The sequence below is a fragment of the Bacteroides fragilis genome (genome assembly GCF_019583405.1).
In the GTDB taxonomy this organism is placed as follows: Bacteria; Bacteroidota; Bacteroidia; order Bacteroidales; family Bacteroidaceae; genus Bacteroides; species Bacteroides fragilis_B.
This window is the reverse complement of record NZ_SZUU01000004.1, coordinates 165,616-187,847: the sequence shown is the minus strand read 5'-3', so window position 1 is coordinate 187,847 and position 22,232 is coordinate 165,616. Positions and strand designations below refer to the sequence as shown.

At 45.0% G+C, this 22,232-nt stretch carries 18 protein-coding genes; 8 read left to right on the top strand and 10 right to left on the bottom strand.

Annotation, left to right across the window (positions count from 1 at the left end):
• Positions 1-132 precede the first annotated feature (132 nt).
• The 3 genes from FDF36_RS10885 to FDF36_RS10875 all read right to left on the bottom strand — a co-directional run bounded on the left by FDF36_RS10885 (position 133) and on the right by FDF36_RS10875 (position 7,509).
• Positions 133-2,625, bottom strand: a complete 2,493-nt coding sequence (locus FDF36_RS10885; RefSeq protein ID WP_220391344.1) for a beta-galactosidase — start codon at positions 2,623-2,625, stop codon at positions 133-135.
• A gap of 44 nt (positions 2,626-2,669) precedes the next feature.
• Positions 2,670-4,865: a GH92 family glycosyl hydrolase gene (locus tag FDF36_RS10880; protein WP_220391343.1), complete on the bottom strand. Its 2,196-nt coding sequence runs from the start codon at positions 4,863-4,865 to the stop codon at positions 2,670-2,672.
• A 322-nt stretch (positions 4,866-5,187) separates the two neighbouring features.
• The gene (locus FDF36_RS10875; protein WP_101603739.1) at positions 5,188-7,509 is read right to left on the bottom strand and encodes a beta-galactosidase; all 2,322 of its coding nucleotides are present in this window, start codon (positions 7,507-7,509) and stop codon (positions 5,188-5,190) included.
• A 217-nt stretch (positions 7,510-7,726) separates the two neighbouring features.
• Between FDF36_RS10875 and FDF36_RS21250 the strand changes: the two genes are divergently transcribed.
• Positions 7,727-7,981, top strand: a complete 255-nt coding sequence (locus FDF36_RS21250; RefSeq protein WP_259281413.1) for a hypothetical protein — start codon at positions 7,727-7,729, stop codon at positions 7,979-7,981.
• A gap of 5 nt (positions 7,982-7,986) precedes the next feature.
• Positions 7,987-8,229 (top strand): hypothetical protein, encoded by a 243-nt coding sequence (locus FDF36_RS21245; protein WP_259281412.1) that lies wholly within the window; start codon positions 7,987-7,989, stop codon positions 8,227-8,229.
• On the opposite strand, the gene FDF36_RS21240 is transcribed toward FDF36_RS21245, so the two are convergent.
• Positions 8,186-8,545: a hypothetical protein gene (locus FDF36_RS21240; RefSeq protein ID WP_259281433.1), complete on the bottom strand. Its 360-nt coding sequence runs from the start codon at positions 8,543-8,545 to the stop codon at positions 8,186-8,188. The genes FDF36_RS21245 and FDF36_RS21240 overlap by 44 nt on opposite strands.
• On the opposite strand from FDF36_RS21240, the gene FDF36_RS21235 reads away from it, so the two are divergent.
• Positions 8,472-8,918 (top strand): polysaccharide lyase family 8 super-sandwich domain-containing protein, encoded by a 447-nt coding sequence (locus FDF36_RS21235; protein ID WP_259281411.1) that lies wholly within the window; start codon positions 8,472-8,474, stop codon positions 8,916-8,918. The two genes, FDF36_RS21240 and FDF36_RS21235, sit on opposite strands and share 74 nt — an antisense overlap.
• A gap of 174 nt (positions 8,919-9,092) precedes the next feature.
• Here FDF36_RS21235 and FDF36_RS10865 read toward each other — a convergent pair whose 3' ends face one another.
• The 3 genes from FDF36_RS10865 to mutA are packed head-to-tail and all read right to left on the bottom strand — an operon-like array spanning position 9,093 to position 13,359.
• On the bottom strand, positions 9,093-9,293 hold the full coding sequence (locus tag FDF36_RS10865) for a hypothetical protein (protein ID WP_220391524.1): 201 nt from the start codon (positions 9,291-9,293) through the stop codon (positions 9,093-9,095).
• Positions 9,294-9,311: 18 nt separating this feature from the next.
• Complete coding sequence (gene scpA / locus FDF36_RS10860; protein WP_005781369.1) at positions 9,312-11,459, bottom strand: methylmalonyl-CoA mutase; 2,148 nt, start codon at positions 11,457-11,459, stop codon at positions 9,312-9,314.
• A gap of 1 nt (position 11,460) precedes the next feature.
• Complete coding sequence (mutA, locus tag FDF36_RS10855; RefSeq protein ID WP_220391342.1) at positions 11,461-13,359, bottom strand: methylmalonyl-CoA mutase small subunit; 1,899 nt, start codon at positions 13,357-13,359, stop codon at positions 11,461-11,463.
• Between the two features lie 248 nt (positions 13,360-13,607).
• Here mutA and FDF36_RS10850 point away from each other — a divergent pair, with 248 nt between their 5' ends.
• Positions 13,608-15,272, top strand: coding sequence for a putative transporter (locus tag FDF36_RS10850; RefSeq protein WP_122200534.1), 1,665 nt, complete (start codon positions 13,608-13,610; stop codon positions 15,270-15,272).
• A gap of 87 nt (positions 15,273-15,359) precedes the next feature.
• On the opposite strand, the gene FDF36_RS10845 is transcribed toward FDF36_RS10850, so the two are convergent.
• Entirely contained in the window at positions 15,360-15,989 is a 630-nt protein-coding gene (locus tag FDF36_RS10845; RefSeq protein ID WP_005781380.1) for a cytidylate kinase-like family protein, read from the bottom strand.
• Positions 15,990-16,152: 163 nt separating this feature from the next.
• Here FDF36_RS10845 and FDF36_RS10840 point away from each other — a divergent pair, with 163 nt between their 5' ends.
• The 3 genes from FDF36_RS10840 (at position 16,153) to FDF36_RS10830 (ending at position 19,126) form a co-directional block, all read left to right on the top strand.
• Positions 16,153-17,505 carry an MATE family efflux transporter gene (locus FDF36_RS10840; protein WP_220391341.1) on the top strand — a complete coding sequence of 451 codons (1,353 nt, stop codon included), beginning with the start codon at positions 16,153-16,155 and terminating at the stop codon, positions 17,503-17,505.
• Between the two features lie 41 nt (positions 17,506-17,546).
• A complete protein-coding gene (locus FDF36_RS10835; protein ID WP_220391340.1) occupies positions 17,547-18,116 on the top strand; it encodes a Crp/Fnr family transcriptional regulator in 570 nt (189 codons plus the stop codon).
• Between the two features lie 656 nt (positions 18,117-18,772).
• Positions 18,773-19,126 carry a hypothetical protein gene (locus FDF36_RS10830; protein WP_032536998.1) on the top strand — a complete coding sequence of 118 codons (354 nt, stop codon included), beginning with the start codon at positions 18,773-18,775 and terminating at the stop codon, positions 19,124-19,126.
• A gap of 241 nt (positions 19,127-19,367) precedes the next feature.
• Here FDF36_RS10830 and FDF36_RS21460 read toward each other — a convergent pair whose 3' ends face one another.
• A complete protein-coding gene (locus FDF36_RS21460; RefSeq protein ID WP_128900005.1) occupies positions 19,368-19,550 on the bottom strand; it encodes a hypothetical protein in 183 nt (60 codons plus the stop codon).
• 161 nt (positions 19,551-19,711) lie between these two features.
• Here FDF36_RS21460 and FDF36_RS10825 point away from each other — a divergent pair, with 161 nt between their 5' ends.
• Positions 19,712-19,864, top strand: a complete 153-nt coding sequence (locus FDF36_RS10825) for a hypothetical protein (RefSeq protein WP_220391339.1) — start codon at positions 19,712-19,714, stop codon at positions 19,862-19,864.
• A gap of 141 nt (positions 19,865-20,005) precedes the next feature.
• Here FDF36_RS10825 and FDF36_RS10820 read toward each other — a convergent pair whose 3' ends face one another.
• A complete protein-coding gene (locus FDF36_RS10820) occupies positions 20,006-22,216 on the bottom strand; it encodes a patatin-like phospholipase family protein (protein ID WP_220391338.1) in 2,211 nt (736 codons plus the stop codon).
• Positions 22,217-22,232: the final 16 nt, after the last annotated feature.

Sequence of the window (22,232 nt, the reverse complement as noted above, 5' to 3'; positions counted from 1 at the left end):
ATGTTCTATCTTTCAGTTTTCCTCCTATCTACCCCATAGCATCTCCGTATCATCTCCCTACTTATACAAACGGGGTAGATAGGGAGAAGGTAGGAAGAAGATAGATTTTTCTCTATTTTTCAGATTTTACTTCTATTTCCTTATTTCTGCCATATTCCGGTAAGGAGCTATCTCCATGGCTTTCAATACAGCTCCATTGGCAGTCTGGCGCAATCCTATTACCAGCACGTTCTTCTTTCCTCCACCGAAATTAAGCCAGCATTCAGGCAAGAAGAACTCACGTTGCGGACCGGCTTCCCAGTGGCGTCCAATGTTGTTTCCGTTCAGCCACATATAGCCATTGCCCGAGGCATTGATGCGTGCCAGCCAGGGAATCCGTTCGCCTTTCTTCTGACCAGGCAGTTCAAACTCTATCCGGTACCAAGTGAACAATCCGTCCGGCTCGGCTTTCGGCTGTACACCGTTTCCTTTGGCAGGAATCTCACAGGTCACATCCAACGATACGTTTTGCCAATCCTGCGGTGCGAATTGCGGCAGGTTCCATCCTTGGGCCACTCCGGCTGCATCTGCCGCATACTCCCACTCCAGGGGATGAGTCAAGGCTGTTTCGGTCAGTGACAAACCAGCCTCTCTGATACCGGACAATTCTTCCATAGGCACGTAACCATGAGCATGACCCAGGTTTTCATAGACAACCAGGATTTCATTGTCACCCTCCTTCAGTAAGCCCGACACGTCGAAACGGTTGTCGTACTCGTCCGGACGGATGTGTTCGAAGCAGTCGCGTGTGGTCCAGGACTGCGCATCGGCTTTGTCGGGGAAGAGGCGTTTCGCCTGCTTTCCGTTCACCGCTACCGATACAATGTCACGAGTAAACATATTGAATAAGAGGAAACGTTCTTCGGCAACTTGACGGGAGGTCAGACTGACTTGCGCACGGTACAGGCTGTAACGGAAATCATTGACACCCAAGTCGGGTAATGATACCAAGCGAGGGAGTTGCTTCCAGTCTGCCTTGGCAAAGGCATCTTCCTTTTTCAAGGCAGAAGCAATGCGTACCGGTTGGGGAAGTTTGGCAGGGCGCAAGGGGCGTATCTGCTCCTGCGGCCACCATTCGCCTTTCGTTTCCGGCTTTCCGGCAGGAATCACCAACACTTTCGTACCCAACGCAGGCAGGTCGTAGGAAACGTTGATGGGAGAAACGGTGACAGAGTCGGTATCCGCAGCTTCCGAAGCTGCTATCAACACCTTCTCGCCATGCTGGTTGATGTTATACATCGGTGTGGCAGGGCGATTCATCTTACCCGGCAACAAGCGTACCTTTCCACGAATGGCATTTTTGGGGTCTGTGTTGTGCAGAAAGACAAAGCGTGTTCCGTCCACCGCTACGCGTACACCGCCGAAGAGCGACTTCGCTCCACCCTCCATGGCACAAGGACCGCCTTCGGAACGGACCAATTGCGGCCCGAATGCCTGGATGAACTGCCCGATGGCCTTTGCCTCAAAGTATTTGTCGCTCCGCGCACCATTCTCGCGTATGGCTGCATTGTAGTCATAGCTGGTCGTCATGCCTCGTGCTCCCCAACCGGCAAAATGGGTACCGCCAAAGAACATGTAATAGTTGATGCCACCTGCACCTCCTAATAAGGACATCAAGCCCACCGCCTTGAAGTGGCGGGCATCGGAATAATGGTCTTCGCTCAATCTACCGGTCACCAACGAGAACCATCCGCCTTGGAGTTCCGTCACAAATCCAGGTGCATCCGGTTGCTCCTTCCTAAGGTTCGCCATGCGATACGCGCAGTCGGGAGCTGAAGAAAGCCCTACATAATAGTTGTCGCTGTCAAAAACCTGAGACAATTCCACATCTTCGCTGCTACGGCACTCATTGGTCAGACAGGTAAAGATAGGAATATCCATCCCACTTTTCCGTACAGACTGGTACAGTGCTTTCAACAGTTTTTCCTTACCGTAACATCCATGATGGTTATACTCGTTTTCAATCTGAATCAGGATAATTCCCTTTTCGCCCACCGGCTTGCGCGTGATTTGCTCGTCGGCCAACGCTTTGCAAACGGCATCAAACCAATGTTGCGACCAGCTGATGTGGCGATGGTCCGCACTTCTCAACCAGAAGTCGTCCATTCCGCCCGGACAGAACTTTGCCAACCAACGCGGATATCCTCCTCCCGAATACTCAGCGCAAATGAAAGGCCCCGGACGAACGATGGTATAGAGTCCAAACTCCTCTTGCGCCATCTTCAGCCAACGCTTCACATCGGAGAAGTCAAAGTGGCTATTATCGTTTAAGCCGGACGGCATGATTCTCTCATGCCAGTTCCAAGGCACGTATGTCTCCACCGTATTGAATCCGGCTTCCTTGATTTGACGGAAACGGTCTCTCCATAATTCTTCCGGACAACGGAAGTAATGGAAAGCTGCACTATAAATAAAAATGTCTTTTCCCTCAATGGTCATGCACGAACCATCATACCGAACCCTTTCGGGTTGGAGGAATTTCTTTTCTGGCTTTGCAGCCTGTTGCGTAGTCTGTGCCATGATTGCCAAGCTGTTAAAAGCGACTAAAGCAAACAGCACACACTTCAAGATACACTTGTTTTTCATGTTCTTAGTATAAAATAATTAATATAATATCATATTTCACGACCTCAACGTTTCGGACAGAACTCCAATACACCACCCTCCAACAAATCACTGATTTTCACAAAGGGAGAATCGAGCGCTTTACCATTCAAACGCACATCATCCAATGTATGATACGACTCCAAACCTTTGGCACGTATTTTCAATACTCGCTTATTGGGAAGTTGAAGACGTATCTCCTCAAAATGAGGAATACCCAACGCGTACATACCCGATGCCGGAGTGACGGGATAAAAGCCCAATACACTAAAAAGATACCACGCTGACATCTGCCCGCAATCATCGTTACCGGACAGGCCGTCGGGAGCGTTCTTATAGTTATCTTTCATAATGGTCCGAAGGCGGGACTGGGTCTTGTCCAACCGATTGCAATAGTTATACAAATAGGCATAATGATGCCCCGGTTCATTGTCGTGACGATAATGCTTTTCATCAAAATTCCGGTCCAAGAGCTGCATGAAAGCGTCACTGCCTCCCATCAAGTCAATCATTCCGGGCACATCTTGCATCACACAGAAGCGGTAGGTCCAATTGGCCCCTTCGGTAAATCCCACATGGGCTTGGTCCCACGTACCATCTGCCTTACGGGCTTGGAAGAATTTCAGCTCCGGGTTGTACAGATGTTTATAGTTGGCAGCGCGCTTCATCAAATCGACATAATCATCCGTATGTCCCAACCCTTTTGCCATTTGGGCAATACAATAATCATCCAAAGCAAACTCCAGGGTACGCGCCACGGACTCGTATGTACAATCGGAAGCTACGTATCCTTTGTGCAAATAGTTGGTCAGTCCACCACGTGCTTCGTATTGCCCGTTCCAAAGTGCTCTGTCGCCCCATTTGCTCTTATCGTCATAGAGTGGAGATACGTAGGCATCCTTGCGGATGGCTTTGTAGGCCTGCTCCACGTCATAGTTACGGAAACCGTTCACGTAGGCATCAGCAATGACTGCATCCGCATGGGTACCAATCATGATATTGGTGTAAGTGGGGTTGGGCCATTTAGGAATCCAGCCGCCTTCCTCGTACATTTGTACCAACGAGGTTATCATGTCATCAACACGTTCCGAAGCTACTAATTGCAGCCAAGGATGTTCGGCTCTGAAGGTGTCCCACAAGGAATAGGCATTGTAGGAAACTCCCTCATGCACTTTCCCGTCGAACGGGCTATAGTATCTGCCATATTCCGAGAACTCACGGGGATATTGAAGCGTATGGAAGAAAGCAGTATAGAAAACAACGCGGTCGTCTTCCGTACCGCCTTTCAGCTTAATCTTGGAAAGGGAGCGATTCCAGGCTGTACGGACTTTCTTTACTGTCTGCCCGAAAGAGGCTGTTTTCTGAATCTCTTTGGCAAGATTTTCTCCGGCTTGTTCAAAACTGATGAAAGAGCTGCCAATTCGCAGCTCCATCATTTCCGTACCGGCAGGAAATGCCACATATCCGCCTGCGGAGGTTCCTGCTTCCTGAGTTTTCCCTGCGGTCACAAGAGAGTCCTTCCAAACGCCATAGTCGGCAAAATCAGCAGAAAACTTCAATACATAGTACCCTCTTAAATCAGGAGTTTCCGGTCCTAAATGGGCATCATGCCTGTCTTCGTTGTAGATGTGTATTTCTCTCTTTTCAGGAAATATCTCAATGCCGCCTCCCCGCTTGCCTCGTCCGGCTTCGAGGTACAAGAGAGCTTTCTCCTGCTTGGGATATCTGAAACGGAAGAACGAGGCACGCGAAGTGGCTGTCAGTTCGGTGGCAATCTGCTGCTGCTCTCCACCTTCCGAAGTGGTCACTTTATAATAATAAGGAGTAAGCACTTCTTGGGTACGGTCCAGTCTGACTCCCCGTTCCGATGGTTTCAGTTTGAGCGAGCCGCATTGGGGCATCAGGGTCATATAGCCATAATCGCCCATCCAGACAGCGGGTTGGTGGGTAGCCATAAAACCCAACAACAGAGAATCCTTGTTGTGATACATCGTCCGTGAAATACCGTTGATACGGGTGACGGGACACCATTGTGTCATGCCAAAAGGGGTAGTGACGGCAGGCACGGTTCCTCCATATTCGGTGCGATGCTCACCATCTGTACCAATACGCATGTTGACGTAATCTATCGGTTGCTGCGCATACATGTCCGAGAGGCCGAACAAGCAGACAACCAGGAGTGAAAGTAAATAATACATGTATTTCATATTTGCAAAGGTCATAGTTATGTGAAGTGATTCTTTTGATTTGCCGATGGAATCATCGTGCCGTGTTTCCACAACACACCGATTCCGCACGCTCGACAAACCCTTACAGTAATATAACAAATCTCATTCTGTTGAACTTTCATTTTGTGTTATATTCATACGTTTTAAAGGTTAGAAGAATTGAAGACCAGTTTTCGATTTCAATCATTATATATAAACTACCTATTGATTTTAAAAAACACTTTACCTTCAAGAGACTTTGTTTTTACTGATATTATTGATATTTGATGTGCAGGAGGCAAGAGTTTATCAACTCCTGCCATACAACACTTACTATTTAATAACGGAACGCCTGTTTATTGACATATACCGAGAAATCTTTAATCATCCCCGGATTACCTTTCTCAAACGATGGCAAGTAACGCAATCCCGTCACCGTTTTCACCTCACCCAAATCAATTACCACCTGATGCGGATAAGGGATTCTTCTTTGGGTCATCCAGCAGGTGGATTCTTGCTGGTCGTATATCTTGTCGGCAGTAGCGTTGACCCCGTAAGTTTCTTCGCTATCGGCATAGCGTATTCTCCATTGTTCGCGGGGAATGGGCTTGCCATCAGCTCCTAATATCTCCAACTCGGCAAGGGTGGCCTCTGTCTTACCATCTTGCGCCGACAAGGCTTCCAAACAGAAATATTGCCCTTGTGCTGATTGGGCGAACTTCACCTCCTGCCATCCGGCAACGGGTGCAAAAGCTCCTTTATAGACCGGCGTTTCCTGAGATAAATCCAACGTATCTCCCTTCTGGCGATTCTTTCTCTCCTTCTCACGCAGTATATCCAGCACTGGGGTCTTCAGACCTTTGACAACAGCCTCCGACGGTCCTTTCAAATCGAGTACGATGATTTCATTCTTTCCTTTCTTCAACCAGCATCCAGGCAAGAACAACGTTTGTTGGGGACCGATTTCCCAAAAACGGCCTAAAGCATGTCCATTTACCCAAACCATACCTTTCCCCCAAGTACTCATGTCAATAAACGTATCTCCGGTCTTTGTCAGGTTGAAAGTCGCCTTGTAGTAAGCAGGGCCTTCCGGACGGCTATTAGACGAATACTTTTTGCGGGCGGCAAATTTATAATCCACGGGAATGCTGTATACTTTCCAGTTCTTGAGGGTAACAGCCTGTTTGTCCGGCTTAATAAGCTCCACCTTCTCAGTGATGCCTTTCCGGTCGTGAACGGTGCTTCCAAAGTTGACCCGTCCCATGGCTTCAACCCATATATCCAATTGCGTGCCTTCCGGCAGTTGCGGCAGAATCACTTGATTGTCGTCCTTCCGGCGGTCCAGATAACCGAGCAATTTGCCATCAGCATATATCTGTGCCCAGTCGTGTGCTTCGGTAATGCGGAGAAGCGTATTGGCTTCTGTAGCAGGCAACGTGGTACGGTATAGAATGCTTCCCCATCCTTGGTTGAAGTCTTCCATCGGCTCCACCTGTTCGCTTTGAACAAAATCGGGCAGTTGCTCAAAAAGGGGAGCTGCCGCATTCAGTTCCACGGCGGGTATTTCGATGACGGGGAACGGTTCGGGAACGGGACACGCCTTTTCCTCAGGACTACGGTATTTGCCAAGAAGCTCCTGCAAAAGGTAATACTTGGGAGTGGTCCACCCGGCTTCGCTAATGGGAGCATCATAATCGTATGAAGAACACATGGCAGAATAGGTAGGAGAATTGGCACCTCCCCAATGACCGAAGGTGGTACCTCCATGTGTCATATAAAGACTAAAAGAGATGTTCCGGTCGAGCATATCCTTGATACCTTCCACCATTTTCTCGGCCGGACGGGTCTCGTGCTTCCTGCCCCAATGGTCAAACCAACCCGACCAGAACTCACTGCACATGAGTGGAGTATCAGGACGTACGGTAGAGAGTTTCTTGAATTCCTTATCGATATTGGCACCTGTGCCGAAGTTCAGCGTCCAAAGCAAATCGTCCAAAGCATTCAGCTCAAACGTAGAGTCCCAATCGCACTGGAAAAGTACGGACTTGTCGAAACCTGCACGACGCACAATGTCACGGATGGCTGTCATATAAGGTTTGTCAACCCCATATCCGCCAAACTCATTCTCTACCTGCACCATGATGATATTACCACCGTTGGCCAACTGGAGGGGAGCCAATTGCTTACCCAATTCCTTCATAAAGATTTCCGTACGCTCCATGAAATAAGGGTTCAACGAACGCACTTTCATATCTTTCTCTTTGAGCAACCACCAAGGCAGTCCGCCCATCTCCCATTCCGCACACACATACGGACCAGGACGCAGGATGATATACATGCCATGTTTCTGAGCCAATTTACAAAACTTAGCCACATTCTTTTCACCGGAAAAGTCGAATTTCCCTTCCTGTTGTTCATGGTAGTTCCAAAACATATACAAACAGATAGTATTCATACCGAGCGCCTTGCACATCAAGATTCGGTGTTCCCAATAGGGTTCCGGAATGCGTGCATAGTGCAACTCCGCAGCTTTTACTACAAAGGGATTGCCATTCAGCAAGAATGTACGTTTACCTACCTCGAAGGTTTCTTTGGGAGTGACCGCATACATCGGCCAACTCATCAACAACAGAAGAAAAAGAAGAATTTTGTTTTTCATAAGTCTGCATTTATATGTTCACATAACCTATGACACAAAAAAACAACCCAACCCTTACTGCTTTAAGTCTTTTTATATTCTTCTTGAGGAATGTTTGAAAACAATAGTTGATTGAGAAAAGAGAACAGACATGGTTATAGAAAGAAAATCAAAATAATTTCTCAGATTCCATTTTTTATATCTTTCTTTGCATTTGGAAAGTTATTTCATACAGAATATGAAAAACATTATCCACAACTTATACTTACCTGTGCTTTGTTACCTAATAAGCTACTCATCAGTCAATGGGCAGAAAACCTATAATGACTCTATCCACATCATCAAGAAGAACTATATTGACATCACTATCGGAGGCGACCCAAACAAAGAATCACTCCTCAAACAATTGTCAACCATTCCCCCCGAAAAGGAAGTGTCCGACCAAAATATCATCGAACTACAACAGTTCTATCCATTTCCTCCAAAGAGATAAAACAGTTGATAAGCACTCTACGCTCAGACGGCTCATGGCAGGACATCAACTATGACGACACCAAACGTTCCGGCTGGGAACCCAAAATACATGCGGAACAAATACTGAAACTCACCAAATACTATTACCGAGAACAACAGAAACTTCAGCCTTCCGAAAAAACACGCCTGACAGATGCCATCCACCAAACAATGAACTTCTGGTTCACCAAGGATTGGTGTGCAAGAACTGGTGGTACAACCCAATAGGCGTACCACGCACCCTCGGACCGGCATTCTTGCTCTTCGAACAGGAAATAAACAAACTGGAAAAGCAGCAAGCAATCAAAGTAATGGAAAAAGCAGCTTTCAGCATGACCGGACAAAACAAAGTTTGGCTGGCAGGCAATGTACTCATCAGAGCCTGATTACAGAATGACTGGGAACTAACGCGGAAAGCACAGGAAATCATCACCTCCATCGACCAGCGGTTCAGTAAAGGCAAAGTATGGTTGAAAGACCACAAGCGATTCTTCCATGACAACACCGGATACATCATCTTGCAGGCAGACACCTGCATCGTCATAACCGAAGAAAAAGAAGGGCAATGGAAAGATTTTATGGGAATGTACAAGCCTGAGACATTAAAAAGCAAGATGTTTTCCATTTATCTCAAACACTGTCAGAACATGCCTGCATCATATATTTATCTGATACTTCCTGCCACGACACAACAGAAAGTCCGTAGCTTTAATAGCAAATCTATTCACATTATACGCAATGACGAAGCTGCACAAGCGGTTGTTATCAAAGATTTATGTTACGTAAGCATTTATCAGCCGACGGAAATACAAATAGACGGTCTGAAACCAATTACCCTATCAGAACCGAGGACTTACATTATCCATAAAAAGGGGGAATTTGTTGCAGCAAGTCCTTTTATAATTGCTGACAAATAAGCTATCACACTAAATTCTATTTCTATTTACACAAAATATTTATAGTACCATAGTAAGTACAAAAAAACGGGGGTGTGTCAAAATGCCAGCACAACCTTTTTTTTACGTTTTACAGTCCTGCTATCTTTTCTTTTGGCTATGCCGCTTTTTTCTCATTCATTTGGTAACAAGTTGCTATCCAGTACCTATTTGTAAATTATACCCGGGCTTGTTCTGCCCGTTCTTCATGGTGTCTTCTTTCATGCGCATGAATGTGGCACCGGGATCGGTCTTGGAATAGGAGTTACGTTCTCCAAGGACATCAAGGTGATTGTCGTATTCCATCAATAAAAAAAGGTTGTGCCAACGTTTTGACACAACCTCTTCGTTTATCATTTCTCAAAGACTGTTTTTTTATTCTTCATCCATCAGGATTTCCAGAATCTGACAAGCAGCCTTAGCCACCGGAGTACCCGGACCAAAGATCGCAGCTACACCGGCCTTATACAAGAAGTCATAATCCTGGGCAGGAATTACACCACCGGCTATTACTACGATATCTTCACGTCCCAACTTCTTCAATTCTTCAATAATCTGCGGAACCAATGTCTTGTGCCCTGCAGCCAACGAAGAAACTCCGACTACGTGAACATCATTCTCTACCGCTTCACGAGCTGCTTCCGCAGGAGTCTGGAACAACGGTCCCATATCCACGTCGAAACCACAGTCGGCATAACCGGTAGCTACTACCTTGGCACCACGATCGTGACCGTCCTGGCCCATCTTTGCAACCATAATACGAGGTTGACGTCCCTCTTTCTTTGCAAACTTCTCAGTGAGTTCGCAAGCACGCTTAAAGTCAGCGTCGCCTTTGCTTTCTGATGAATACACGCCTGATATAGTTCTAATTATTGCTTTATAACGTCCTACTACTTGTTCGCAAGCATACGAGATTTCACCCAATGTTGCACGAACATGAGCAGCTTCTACAGCTAACTCAAGTAAATTGCCCTTACCGGTTTTGACACATTCGGTAATGGCAGCCAATGCTTTGTCCACCTCAGCTTGGTTACGGCCTTCTTTCAAACGCTTCAGGTTCTCAATCTGCTCTTTACGAACAGCGGTATTGTCAACTTCAAGAATATCAATCGGGTCTTCTTTCTCAAGACGATACTTATTTACACCGACGATAGTCTGTGAACCACTGTCGATACGAGCTTGTGCCCGGGCAGCAGCCTCTTCAATACGCATCTTCGGAATACCGGTTTCGATAGCTTTCGCCATACCACCCAACTTCTCAATTTCCTGAATATGTTCCCAAGCACTGTGAGCCAGTTCATTAGTTAATGACTCTACATAGTAAGAACCACCCCATGGATCTACGTTCTTGCAAATATAAGTTTCTTCCTGAATATAAATCTGAGTATTACGGGCAATACGGGCAGAAAAGTCTGTCGGCAAAGCAATAGCTTCATCAAGCGCATTGGTGTGCAACGACTGAGTATGTCCCAGCGCAGCAGCCATAGCCTCGATACAAGTACGTCCTACATTGTTAAACGGATCTTGCTCAGTCAATGACCAACCGGAAGTCTGCGAGTGAGTACGCAATGCAAGCGACTTCGGATTCTTCGGATTAAACTGTTTCACGATCTTTGCCCATAACATACGTGCAGCACGCATTTTGGCAATTTCCATAAAATGGTTTGTTCCGATAGCCCAGAAGAAAGAGAGGCGCGGAGCAAAAGCATCGATATCGATACCTGCAGCAACACCGGCACGAAGATACTCCAGACCATCAGCCAACGTATAAGCCAACTCAATATCAGCTGTGGCACCTGCTTCCTGCATGTGATAACCAGAAATGGAGATAGAGTTGAATTTCGGCATCTTCTGTGAAGTATATTCAAAAATATCAGAGATGATCTTCATAGAGAATGCAGGCGGATAAATATAGGTATTACGCACCATAAATTCTTTCAGAATATCATTCTGGATCGTTCCGGCCATCTCTTCCAGTTTGGCTCCCTGTTCTAATCCGGCATTGATATAAAATGCCATAATCGGAAGTACGGCACCATTCATTGTCATAGATACAGACATCTTGTTCAAAGGAATGCCATCAAACAAGACCTTCATATTTTCAAGCGAACAGATAGACACGCCGGCCTTACCAACGTCACCTACCACACGTTCATGGTCAGGGTCATAACCGCGGTGTGTAGCCAAGTCAAAAGCAACCGACAGCCCTTTCTGTCCGGAAGCTAAGTTACGACGATAGAAAGCATTCGACTCTTCAGCTGTAGAGAATCCTGCATACTGGCGGATAGTCCATGGACGAAGGGTATACATCACCGAATACGGACCACGCAAATAAGGAGGAAGACCGGCAGCATAGTCCAGATGTTCCATTCCTTCAAGGTCTTCTTTTGTGTAAACAGGCTTTACGCAGATGTGTTCCGGAGTCTTCCAGTTGGCCTCGATTCCGTTAGCCTTTTGCCATTCTGCACCATTAGCGGGCTGGAATGCTGCGTAGATATCTAAGTTTTTAAAATCTTTTCTCATCTTACTTCAATAATTTAGCGTTGAACTCTTTAAGTGTCTCCAGGACATTTACACGTACATGGATGAAGTTCTCAATACCGGCTGCTTTCAGTTCTTCGGCGCATTCCGGATTTCCGGCAACGATGAACATGGCGCGGCCATTCAAAGCCTGGAAAGCCGGAACAGCGTATTGTGCATACTCATCATCGCTTGAACAAAGCACCACAATATCGGCTTTTGCAGCCATCGCAGCTTCTACGCCTGCTTCAACCGTTTCAAAACCAAGATTATCAACCACCTCATATCCGGCACAAGCCAGGAAATTACAAGAGTATTGTGCGCGTGCCTGGCGCATAGCCAGATTACCGATCGTCAGCATAAATGCTTTCGGACGTTTTCCACTGGCTTCGGTTTCAAGACGCAACGCCTCAAATTGACTTGCCGCACGATCGAAGTTCAATGTAGTAACATCTTTTTCACAAGTATCGTGTCCACCACAACAGCATGTGGCTTCTACCGGCTTCTTATCGCCCGCTTTTTCATTGAAATTTGGGAACTGGTTAGTACCCAGCAGGATCTCGCGACGCTGAGCCACAGCTTTATGGCGTGCTTTATTGCTTTCATTCACAGCAGCCTGAACAGTACCGGCTTTCAATGCTGCATAGAAGCCTCCTTCTTCTTCAATGGCAAGGAAGGTTTCCCATGCCTGCTTAGCAATAGAGACTGTCAGATTTTCAATGTAGTAAGAACCGGCAGCCGGGTCAATTACTTTATCAAAATGTGATTCTTCTTTCAACAGCAGTTGCTGGTTACGGGCCAGACGTTCGGAAAACTCATCCGGAGTTTCATAGGTCTTGTCAAAAGGAACCACCGTCATTGAATCTACACCACCCAGAGCAGCCGACATTGCCTCAGTTTGTGTACGAAGCAAGTTTACATGAGCATCAAACAGAGTCAGATTAAAAGTAGATGTTTCAGCATGTACCTTCATTTTAGCAGCGCAACGGCATTCTCCGTTGGGTCCTTTATTTTCGCAATCACGCAGACATTTCGGGTTGTAAGAAGCCACTATGTTAGCCCATAACATACGGGCAGCACGGAACTTTGCAATTTCAAGGAAGTAATTAGAACTGATACCGAAATTAAACTTAATCTTTTTTGCTACGATGGCAGCAGGAAGTTCAGCTTCGGTCAACTGACTCATATATTCATTACCCCATGCCAATGCATATCCCAATTCCTGAGAAATATAAGCACCTGCATTGTTCAGTGTCAGGGCATTCACATTCAGTACACGGTATTTAGGCAATTGGGCAGTAGCTTCGATCAGCGCTTTGGCTGTTTGTACCATATCCCCTTTCTCTTTGCCTTTTGTCAGCATTTTATTGAAGAAATCGTAATTGATAGAGCCTTGCAGCTTTGTCAAATCATAGTCTTTCTTTTGAAAATAAGCTACCAGCAAATCAGCCAGTTCTACCACGTGCCCCTGACAAGTAGAAAAATTCAACTCAACACATTCTGCACAAATATCGTTCAACAAAGTCTCAATGTATTCCGCATTGAGTTCCTTAGCCTTCACATGGAAAGAAAGAGAATCGATACCTTTATTCAGAATATCCAGAGCCTTGGCGTTGGCTTCCTTCGGACATTCCACCTTAATCTCCTGGCGAACCAACCACTCATTACTGTTCTTCTTTGTACCTCTTAAATAAGGGAATTCTCCGGGAAGCGCATCGGTTGTTTTCAGTCCTTCCAGGTCTTCCATCCGGTAGAAAGGTTTTACCTTGAATCCTTCGTTTGTCTTCCAAACGAGTTTCTTCTCAAAATCAGCTCCTTTCAGGTCGGCTGTGACCTTCTCCATCCACTTCTCGGTGGAAACAGGAGAAAAATCTGAGAAGAGTTTTTCTTTACTGTCTGCCATAGTTTATTTATTTAAAATTAAAATAAGATTGTTATCTCAATTTATTTCTCTGAATCCTTTATCAAAATGTAAGATTGCGACTTGCAAATATACTGAAATAGTCTAAACCCTACGCTTTTTTTAGGGAAAATTCGCACTACCCACTGCCCCCATGCTTTCCTAAAATAAAAGGCAGGCAAATATTTGATTACCTCCGAGGTTATAGCTAATTTTGCACCCGTTTACAAAAAATTATAAACTACTATATTATGGATTGGTTACAAGATTTATTATGGAACCCCAGCTCCGTAGCCCACATCGTCTTCCTCTACGCTTTCGTAGTGGCAGCAGGTGTCTATTTGGGAAAGATCAAGATTTTCGGAGTCTCTTTAGGGGTTACCTTTGTTTTGTTTGCCGGCATCCTAATGGGACATTTTGGCTTCACAGGCGATACCCATATCCTACATTTCATCCGTGAATTCGGATTGATATTGTTCGTATTCTGTATCGGTCTCCAAGTGGGGCCTTCTTTCTTTTCTTCATTCAAGAAAGGCGGAATGACCCTGAACATGCTGGCTGTAGGAATTGTAGTCTTAAACATCGCTGTAGCAATGGCACTTTATTTCATTCTGGGAGGCAGAATCGAGCTCCCTATGATGGTGGGTATCCTATACGGCGCAGTCACAAACACCCCGGGGCTCGGTGCCGCACAAGAAGCACTGAATCAATTGAGCTACTCCGGGCCACAGATCGCATTAGGCTATGCCTGTGCTTATCCGTTAGGAGTAGTGGGTATTATAGGCTCCATCATTGCTGTCCGCTACATCTTCCGTATCAACTTCGCCAAAGAAGAAGAAAACTGGAATCAAGAAACTGACGGTACACACCACAAACCACACCTGATGAGCCTGGAAGTGCATAATGAAGCCATCTACGGAAAAACTCTGGGCACAATCAGCAGCTTCCTCGGACGTCCGTTTGTTTGTTCACGCATCCGTAAAGACGGACATGTCAGCATTCCGAATCACAGTACTATTCTGGAACAGAACGACCAATTATTTGTGGTCTGTTCAGAAGAAGACTCAGATGCCATTGTAGCCTTTATCGGACGTGAAGTGCAAGTAGACTGGGAAAAGCAAGACATGCCGATGGTATCACGTCGTATTTTGGTAACCAAACCGGAAATTAATGGAAAGAAACTTGGTATGTTGAACTTCCGCAGCATGTACAATGTCAACATCACGCGTGTTAACCGTTCGGGTGTCGATCTTTTTGCCAACCCGAACCTGGTACTTCAGGTAGGTGACCGTGTCATGGTGGTAGGCTCCGAAGATGCTGTAGAACGAGTAGCCAGTGTACTGGGAAATTCACTGAAGCGCCTCAACGAACCGAACATTATCACATTGTTCGTAGGTATTTTCCTGGGTATCCTTTGCGGTAGCCTTCCCATTGCATTCCCGGGTATGCCGACTCCGGTAAAACTCGGTCTTGCCGGCGGACCATTGGTGGTGGCTATCCTGATAGGACGTTTCGGACACAAATTACATCTGGTAACCTACACGACTCAAAGTGCCAACCTGATGATACGTGAAATCGGTATTGTTCTTTTCCTTGCCAGTGTGGGCATCGAAGCGGGAGCCAATTTTGTGGATACTGTGATCCATGGAGACGGTCTGCTTTATGTAGGTTGTGGTTTCCTGATTACGATTATCCCTTTGCTGATTATCGGAATTATAGCGCGATCATATTATAAAATTAATTATTTCATGTTGATGGGATTGATTGCGGGTAGTAATACAGACCCTCCCGCATTGGCATATTCCAACCAGGCAACCGGTAGCGATGCTCCGGCAGTAGGCTATTCTACAGTATATCCGCTATCTATGTTTCTCCGTATCCTTGCGGGACAAATGATTTTGTTGTTAATGATGTAACAAATCAAAAATAGCAATGGCCAATTACTGTGTTTTCATTTACACCGTAGTTGGCCATTAACATATTATAGCATGCCCGATTCTGATTTATAAATTTAGTTTTTTAACTATAAACTCTTCTATAAACCTTACCGTTTCATCGATTCCCAATACCGAAGAGTCAATACAAAGATGATAGGTTGCGGCCGCTCCCCAAGTTTTATAACTGTAATAATTATAATATTCGGAGCGTTTCTTATCTGCCTTATTCATTTTTTCCTCAGCAGCTTCTTCGGAAATGCCATGAATACGGCACAAACGCGCCACACGGTCTTCGTGCGAAGCAGAAATGAAAATATTGGCGCAACGGGGATGTTCGCGCAAAATGTAATCGGCACAACGCCCCACGAATACACAAGATTTCTCTGCTGCAAGATGCCGGATGACATCACTCTGAATTTTAAAGAGAGCATCATTACTCAGACAATTGGTACAGGGCATAGCACCATCACTGATAAAAGGAAAACGCATCCCAAACAATCCACCTATAATACCTTGGGAAGCTTTTTCATCCGCTTTCTCAAAAAATTCCCGACAAAGTCCACTCTCCTCTGAAGCCAGATTAATCAGCTCTTTATCATAAAAATCAATGCCTAACCTGGCTGCCAGTTTTTCCCCGATCTCTTTTCCGCCACTGCCCAATTGACGGCCGATATTGATGACATAATTACCGTTCATAGTACATTTGTATATTGGTTCAATAGCAAACATACACATTATTTCCGAAAGAAGGAAATAAATAATGTACCAATATCCGGCACATCGCATTTCTTATCAATTGGTAACTTTTCTTCTTTTCCATAGACGTATCTTTGCATCCGCTAAAAAAAACATAGATTTTATGAAAGACAGTATTGATTTCGGAAACATGGAAATCCCGAGACTGTTCAGGAAGTTGTTGATTCCAACAGTACTCGGAATGGTTTTTTCCGCCATTTTTGTAATTACCGATGGTATCTTTGTCGGTAAAGGAATTGGTAGCGACGCCTTGGCGGCAGTCAATATCACGGCCCCGCTATTTATGATCACCACCGGCATCGGATTGATGTTCGGAGTAGGTGCATCTGTCGTGGCGTCCATCCATTTATCACAAGGCAAACGAAAAGTGGCAAGTATCAATATCACACAGGCACTTGCCTTTTCATCCCTCCTGATCCTGGTATTATCAGCACTTTGCTGCTACTTTGCAGAACCGATAGGACGATTACTCGGCAGTTCGGAACGATTGCTGCCGTTGGTAGTGGAATACATGAACTGGTATGTTCCTTTTCTCGTTTTCTATCTGCTTTTGAGTGCCGGCATGTTTTATATCCGTCTGGACGGATCGCCCAACTATGCTATGATGTGCAATGCCGTATCAGCCATTATCAATATCGTACTCGATTATATTTTCATCTTCCAATTAGGTTGGGGAATGATGGGAGCTGCCTTTGCCACCAGTTTGGGAACTATGGTCGGCGGATTGATGACTCTTATTTATCTACTCCGTTTTTCCCGCAACGTGGGCATTTATCGTATCAAACTTAGCCGGAAAAGTATGCAGCTTACCTTCCGCAATATCGGCTATATGGTGAGGCTCGGCTCTTCGGCATTCATCAGCGAAGCATCCATAGCCAGTATGATGTTTTTGGGGAATTACGTATTTATCAGCCATTTGGGAGAAAGTGGTGTAGCAGCATTCAGCATCGTGTGTTACTTCTTTCCTATTATCTTTATGGTATACAACGCCATCGCCCAATCGGCACAACCCATCATCAGTTACAATTTCGGGCAACAGAATCCGGGCAGAGTGGCACGTACCATCCGACTGGCATTGAAAACAGCTTTGGGATGTGGTATTTTATTCTTTACCGCAACTCTTGTATTCAATCACGAAATAGTAGGACTATTCATCGACAAAAGTTACAAAGCGTATGACATTGCAGTAGATGGAATTCCTTATTTTGCAGTCAGTTATCTGTTCTTTGCACTCAACATAGTTGGTATCGGTTATTATCAAAGTATCGAACGTGCCCGGCGAGCCACTGTCATCACCCTTTTCCGGGGAACATTGTTTATGTTGACAGGCTTCCTGCTCCTGCCTCCGATACTGGGAATAAAAGGTATTTGGCTTGCCGTCCCTCTTGCCGAACTGCTGACTTTGCTGCTGATTATTGGAATTTACCTGAAAGACTCTTTCGCCATTCGCCGATGATGCGTATCTTTGCATCGTTCAAACAGATGTAAAAGAGCCTTATGGAAACATTTATTGAAAAATTCAGGAATAGCTATCGTCTTTCGGAAACCGATACGCAGACTCTTCTCAATTATATGGAGGAGGTGCGTTTCAAAAAGAAAGAAGTCATTGTTCATGAAGGTTCCAGAAACGGAAATTTATATCTGATAAAGCAAGGCATCTGGCGCGCTCATTATCTGAAAGACGGGGCTGATACCACCATCTGGTTTGCCGGGGAGGGCGAAGCCGCTTTTTCGGTATGGGGATACGTGGAAAATACAGCATCGCACATCACCATCGAGGTGATGTGCGACAGCATAGCCTATTGTATATCCGGACAAACATTGAACGATCTTTATACTTCATCGCTCGGTCTTGCCAATCTGGGCCGCCGCCTGATGGAACAACAATTACTCTGCACTGAAAATTGGTTGATCAGTGCCGGAAGTCCAAAAGCCAGAGAGCGTTACCTAACACTTATCAAAGAGCATCCCGAACTGCTACAAAACGTACCTTTGAAACACATAGCTTCCTATCTGTGGATAACGCCACAGTCACTGAGCAGAATCCGGGGAGAAATAAAGATGTGATCGGCCTCCCCCCCAAAAAATATAATCATCTTTTGAGAAAGAAATGTCAAACCTGATACAAGATCAACTCCTGTTTACAGAAAGTATATATGCAAGCCAGCCGATGGGAATTGAAATATATGACGCAATGGCATTTCACTAATCTATTATAATATAGCAGGTTCTTTATTCGCACGAAGGTGGCCGGCTGCCTGTCCATGTCCTGATGAATGTTTAAAATGGGTCGGCACATATTTTTTCCTTGTTCTGCATTGAATTTACATAACGCAAGCGGGTAAACACAGATCCGCTCTCTTTTCGTTAAATCTCCCTATACTAACGGCGTTCAGTAAACAATCCTCCTGATAAAAGTGTTTCATTGAACATTTTTCGTCCGTTTGCTATGCTATTTCAGAAATAATCACCATCTTTGTGGTGAACTATTTGATATTTATAAGGCAGAAACAAAGGAAATAAATAACCTTTGTTTTTACACTAACTGTAGGTGTATAATTTTATATACCTACAGTTTCTGGATAAAGACGGCTCTGCCCCCGTGTCTAACTTCGTAATGGGTTAGCATATTTCTTTCCTTGTTTCGGCATCGAATGTCAAATAGTTCAAACGGGTCAGCAGGGCCGTTCATTCTTCCCCTGCCCGATTAACACGTTTGTACTATGGGCAAACATTTAAATATCAGAATCTTGTATTTTCACTGGCGCCGAACCAACGCCAACGGTTGGTATCGGGTGGACTATATTTTCCAACGAGGCAAAAAGACCCTGCATTATACCCTTTCTACCCGGGATCAGGAATATTTAGGGTGTTTCACTTCACCTTCACATATCGAACGTGCAGACATGATTGAGTTTCTGGCCGAGATTCTTTTGGAAATCCACAAAGTGAAATATTTATCCCTGAAACGTACACCAAGCCAGGCATACATCGCTTCCAGATATATATCCCGAATCGATCAGATGTGCAAACTTAGTCGTTATTACAAAACGCCTAAAATTGAAGACGGACTATAGAACTTTAATTTTTCATAATAAATTCTCTTTTATAATTGACTTTGAATCTAAATCCGACCCACCAAAACCAGTTGACTCGCCGAACCGCTGCCACTCTACCCCCCGGAGGACAGCGGTTCTTTTTCTTTCATTTAACCAGTTCACATGAATCGTTTCTTTATTCTATTGCATATTTAATTCCTTAATTATCAGCATTTAATCATTCGTATAGGTATCTTTACCCAGTACCGTGTACGCGGGCTCATGGGCACGTGTACACGGGACCGGATGTAGATTGCACCATTTCCGGTTGAACAAGAATGGAATCTAATTCCGTTTTCGGAAGTGTAAGCCCTCGTTTATAGTTGACAAAAAAGCAAGTATCCCGGCTTTCCACCGAAGAGTTCATCCATGAGGTGAAGAAGCGAGTTTTAGAATAAACCATCTGAAAATCAATATCTTTAAAAAGTAAGATTTCTGTCCTCAAAAACTTTGTTTTAACACAGAGTTAAAGTTTGTTCTTTGGATGTGAATAACAAGTTCTTTAAATGCAAAAGACTTATTATTTGCGCATAAGAACCTGACAAACTGCAAAAGGCGTTAACAATGTTAATTGAAAAAAGAGATAAGGATGAAGATACCGGTTCAGACGGCGCAAATTCACTTCCGAAACTTGAGTTATCTTATTCAGCCGGTGTCTATTTATTCTTATTAAAGCAAGCAAAAAGGACAATTGTCAACTTGAAAATAAAGAAATAAAGAATTTACCACCAAATTTGAAGAAGAACCATTTTTCGCATGAGAAGGCTTTGCATTGATTTATTTTCCGGAGTTCCATCACAAGCAATGGCTTTGAACACCCGGAGGATGTACTGCCTCACGAAGTACAGGTGTCGAAATCTAAAAGACATATCCCAGATTCACATAGAATCCTACATCGTGTGCCCTGCTTGAATAGCCGAAAGAGGCCTCTAACGGACCGAACAAGCTATCGTAGCCATATCCCAAGCTGCCTCCCCAAACCGGCTTACCACTCAGGATATCAAAAAAGTTATCTTCCCGCAACGCCACATTCCCGGTAAGAGTGACATAATTCTTCCCCCCGATACGCTGGCGCACCTTCAAACCGGCTACGATAACAGAATTATCGACTATCTCCAGATTGGTGATCCCGGCAAAAGGAAGTTGCTGGGGCAAGTAATGACCGAAATTATCTCCACCGATGGCATTCAGATAGGGATAAGGGATATCTTTGCCTATAAGAATACGTCCATACAAAGAAGGAATCAAAGCAAAACGGTCGGTAACCGAAAAGACACTGGCCCACGAGGCGGTCAAAGCAGAAAAGGGAGCATGATCTTTATACTGTGTCAGGTTATCGGTATAAAGTGAATAATTCCCCTGAAGATCGGTCCCTTTCGAGGGAAAATATCCCTTATTGTATGTATTATAATGCAGTTGGGCATAATAGCTGAAGAAGTGTTGGGGTTTCACCTTCAACTGTTGCCCGCCCGCATTATATAGAAAGTCCTTATACTTGAAGAACTCAAAACGCAGTCCGGCTCCAAAACGAAGGTTACGATACCACACATCCGAAAACCCCAACTCACCGGAATGGTATTTATAAGTAGTGTTATAAGCACGTTTCCCGTGATCGTAGATATTAATATCGTTATACTCAAACTGATAAGCGAGATTGAAATTTCGCATCTGCATCGGTGCCAATGTATAGTCAACCCGGGCCAGATAGCGTTTTCCAAGACGTCCGGTCAGTGAAAGCCACGATGGAATACGCGTATTAAGACGGGTGCTCACATTCAACAGCAATGAAGCGATCTCTTCCGAGTCGAAACGGATCCCCAGATTGAGATTACGCTCGTACTTCTCTTCCAAAATAAAGTGTAGCAGATATCCCTGGTCGGTATCAGTCAGTTTGTAACTGACATTGGAATAAGCCTGGCTTCCGCGCAACGTAGCAAGTGCTTCATAAAGTTGCTCCATGCGCATCCGGCTGTTCTCCTTCAGGTGACAGCGGTGCATAATCCATTTCTTGTCACTGTCTTCGATACCGTCAAAGGTGATCTCTTTCACAAATATATCTTTCTCGGACCATAAAGAAGTAAACGGACCGTGTCGGGGAGCAACGTAATCTTCGGGTAGACCGATCTCTTTCTTCAGTCTGCGCAAAGCAGTCCACTGCGCGCGGGCTGCCTCTTCGCCACGGTGCATCAATGTGTCGAGTGCGGGAATGTTGAAACTTGCGGCAGAATAACCTTTTACGTCCACTTTAATATACACCGTTGCCAATTTAATATTCTCTTCATATCGGGTTTGGCCGGTCAGATTGATGATCTGGTTGAATATCTCACCAAGATTATTCAGTTCATCCGCAGTCCGGAGATCATTCTGTACATCGACACCAATAATCACATCGGCTCCCATAGCCCGGGCTATGTTCGTGGGAAAGTTGTTTTTCATCCCTCCGTCAACCAGTATCTCGTCGCCCATACGAACGGGTGTGAATACGCCGGGAATAGCCATACTGGCACGCATAGCGGTAGCCAATACACCATTGTGAAACACTACTTCTTCACCGTTCACAATGTTCTCGGAGACACAAGCAAACGGAATAGGCAGCTTATTGAAGTTAATGGAATCGTGATAGCCTACAGTCAGTTCGGAGAAAAGATTACCCAGGTTCTGCCCCTTAATGACCCCTCCGAACACATTCGCCTTCAAATCCTTTTTCAAAGGGACAGAAAGAATATAAGTTTCAGAATTCTTCCGTTCAGTCATCGTTTGATCTTCCCAACTGATACGGTCACTCAACAGAAAAGACCAATTCTGGTGATTGACCATACTATCAAGCTGACAGGGGGTATATCCGATGGAATAAAGCCCGCCAATGATAGACCCCATGCTGGTACCTACGATATAATCGATAGGAATACCTGCTTCCTCGATCACTTTGAGGGCACCGATATGGGCTACTCCCTTCGCTCCTCCCCCACTTAGCACCACAGCTACTGATTTGCGCTGCTGCGCATGCATGGGCAGGAAAAGAAACAGACTGACAAATAAAACCAACAAGAAACTTACATACTTTTTCATGGCTGCTACATTGCTT

Bases quoted from the DNA above. Each gene is read 5' to 3' on its own strand.
- FDF36_RS10885 (WP_220391344.1), bottom strand. From the start codon at position 2,625: ATGAAAAACAAGTGTATCTTGAAGTGTGTGCTGTTTGCTTTAGTCGCT.
- FDF36_RS10880 (WP_220391343.1), bottom strand. From the start codon at position 4,865: ATGACCTTTGCAAATATGAAATACATGTATTATTTACTTTCACTCCTG.
- FDF36_RS10875 (WP_101603739.1), bottom strand. From the start codon at position 7,509: ATGAAAAACAAAATTCTTCTTTTTCTTCTGTTGTTGATGAGTTGGCCG.
- FDF36_RS21250 (WP_259281413.1), top strand. From the start codon at position 7,727: ATGAAAAACATTATCCACAACTTATACTTACCTGTGCTTTGTTACCTA.
- FDF36_RS21240 (WP_259281433.1), bottom strand. From the start codon at position 8,545: ATGACGATGCAGGTGTCTGCCTGCAAGATGATGTATCCGGTGTTGTCA.
- FDF36_RS10865 (WP_220391524.1), bottom strand. From the start codon at position 9,293: ATGATAAACGAAGAGGTTGTGTCAAAACGTTGGCACAACCTTTTTTTA.
- scpA (WP_005781369.1), bottom strand. From the start codon at position 11,459: ATGAGAAAAGATTTTAAAAACTTAGATATCTACGCAGCATTCCAGCCC.
- mutA (WP_220391342.1), bottom strand. From the start codon at position 13,359: ATGGCAGACAGTAAAGAAAAACTCTTCTCAGATTTTTCTCCTGTTTCC.
- FDF36_RS10850 (WP_122200534.1), top strand. From the start codon at position 13,608: ATGGATTGGTTACAAGATTTATTATGGAACCCCAGCTCCGTAGCCCAC.
- FDF36_RS10845 (WP_005781380.1), bottom strand. From the start codon at position 15,989: ATGAACGGTAATTATGTCATCAATATCGGCCGTCAATTGGGCAGTGGC.
- FDF36_RS10840 (WP_220391341.1), top strand. From the start codon at position 16,153: ATGAAAGACAGTATTGATTTCGGAAACATGGAAATCCCGAGACTGTTC.
- FDF36_RS10835 (WP_220391340.1), top strand. From the start codon at position 17,547: ATGGAAACATTTATTGAAAAATTCAGGAATAGCTATCGTCTTTCGGAA.
- FDF36_RS10830 (WP_032536998.1), top strand. From the start codon at position 18,773: ATGGGCAAACATTTAAATATCAGAATCTTGTATTTTCACTGGCGCCGA.
- FDF36_RS21460 (WP_128900005.1), bottom strand. From the start codon at position 19,550: ATGGTTTATTCTAAAACTCGCTTCTTCACCTCATGGATGAACTCTTCG.
- FDF36_RS10825 (WP_220391339.1), top strand. From the start codon at position 19,712: ATGTTAATTGAAAAAAGAGATAAGGATGAAGATACCGGTTCAGACGGC.
- FDF36_RS10820 (WP_220391338.1), bottom strand. From the start codon at position 22,216: ATGAAAAAGTATGTAAGTTTCTTGTTGGTTTTATTTGTCAGTCTGTTT.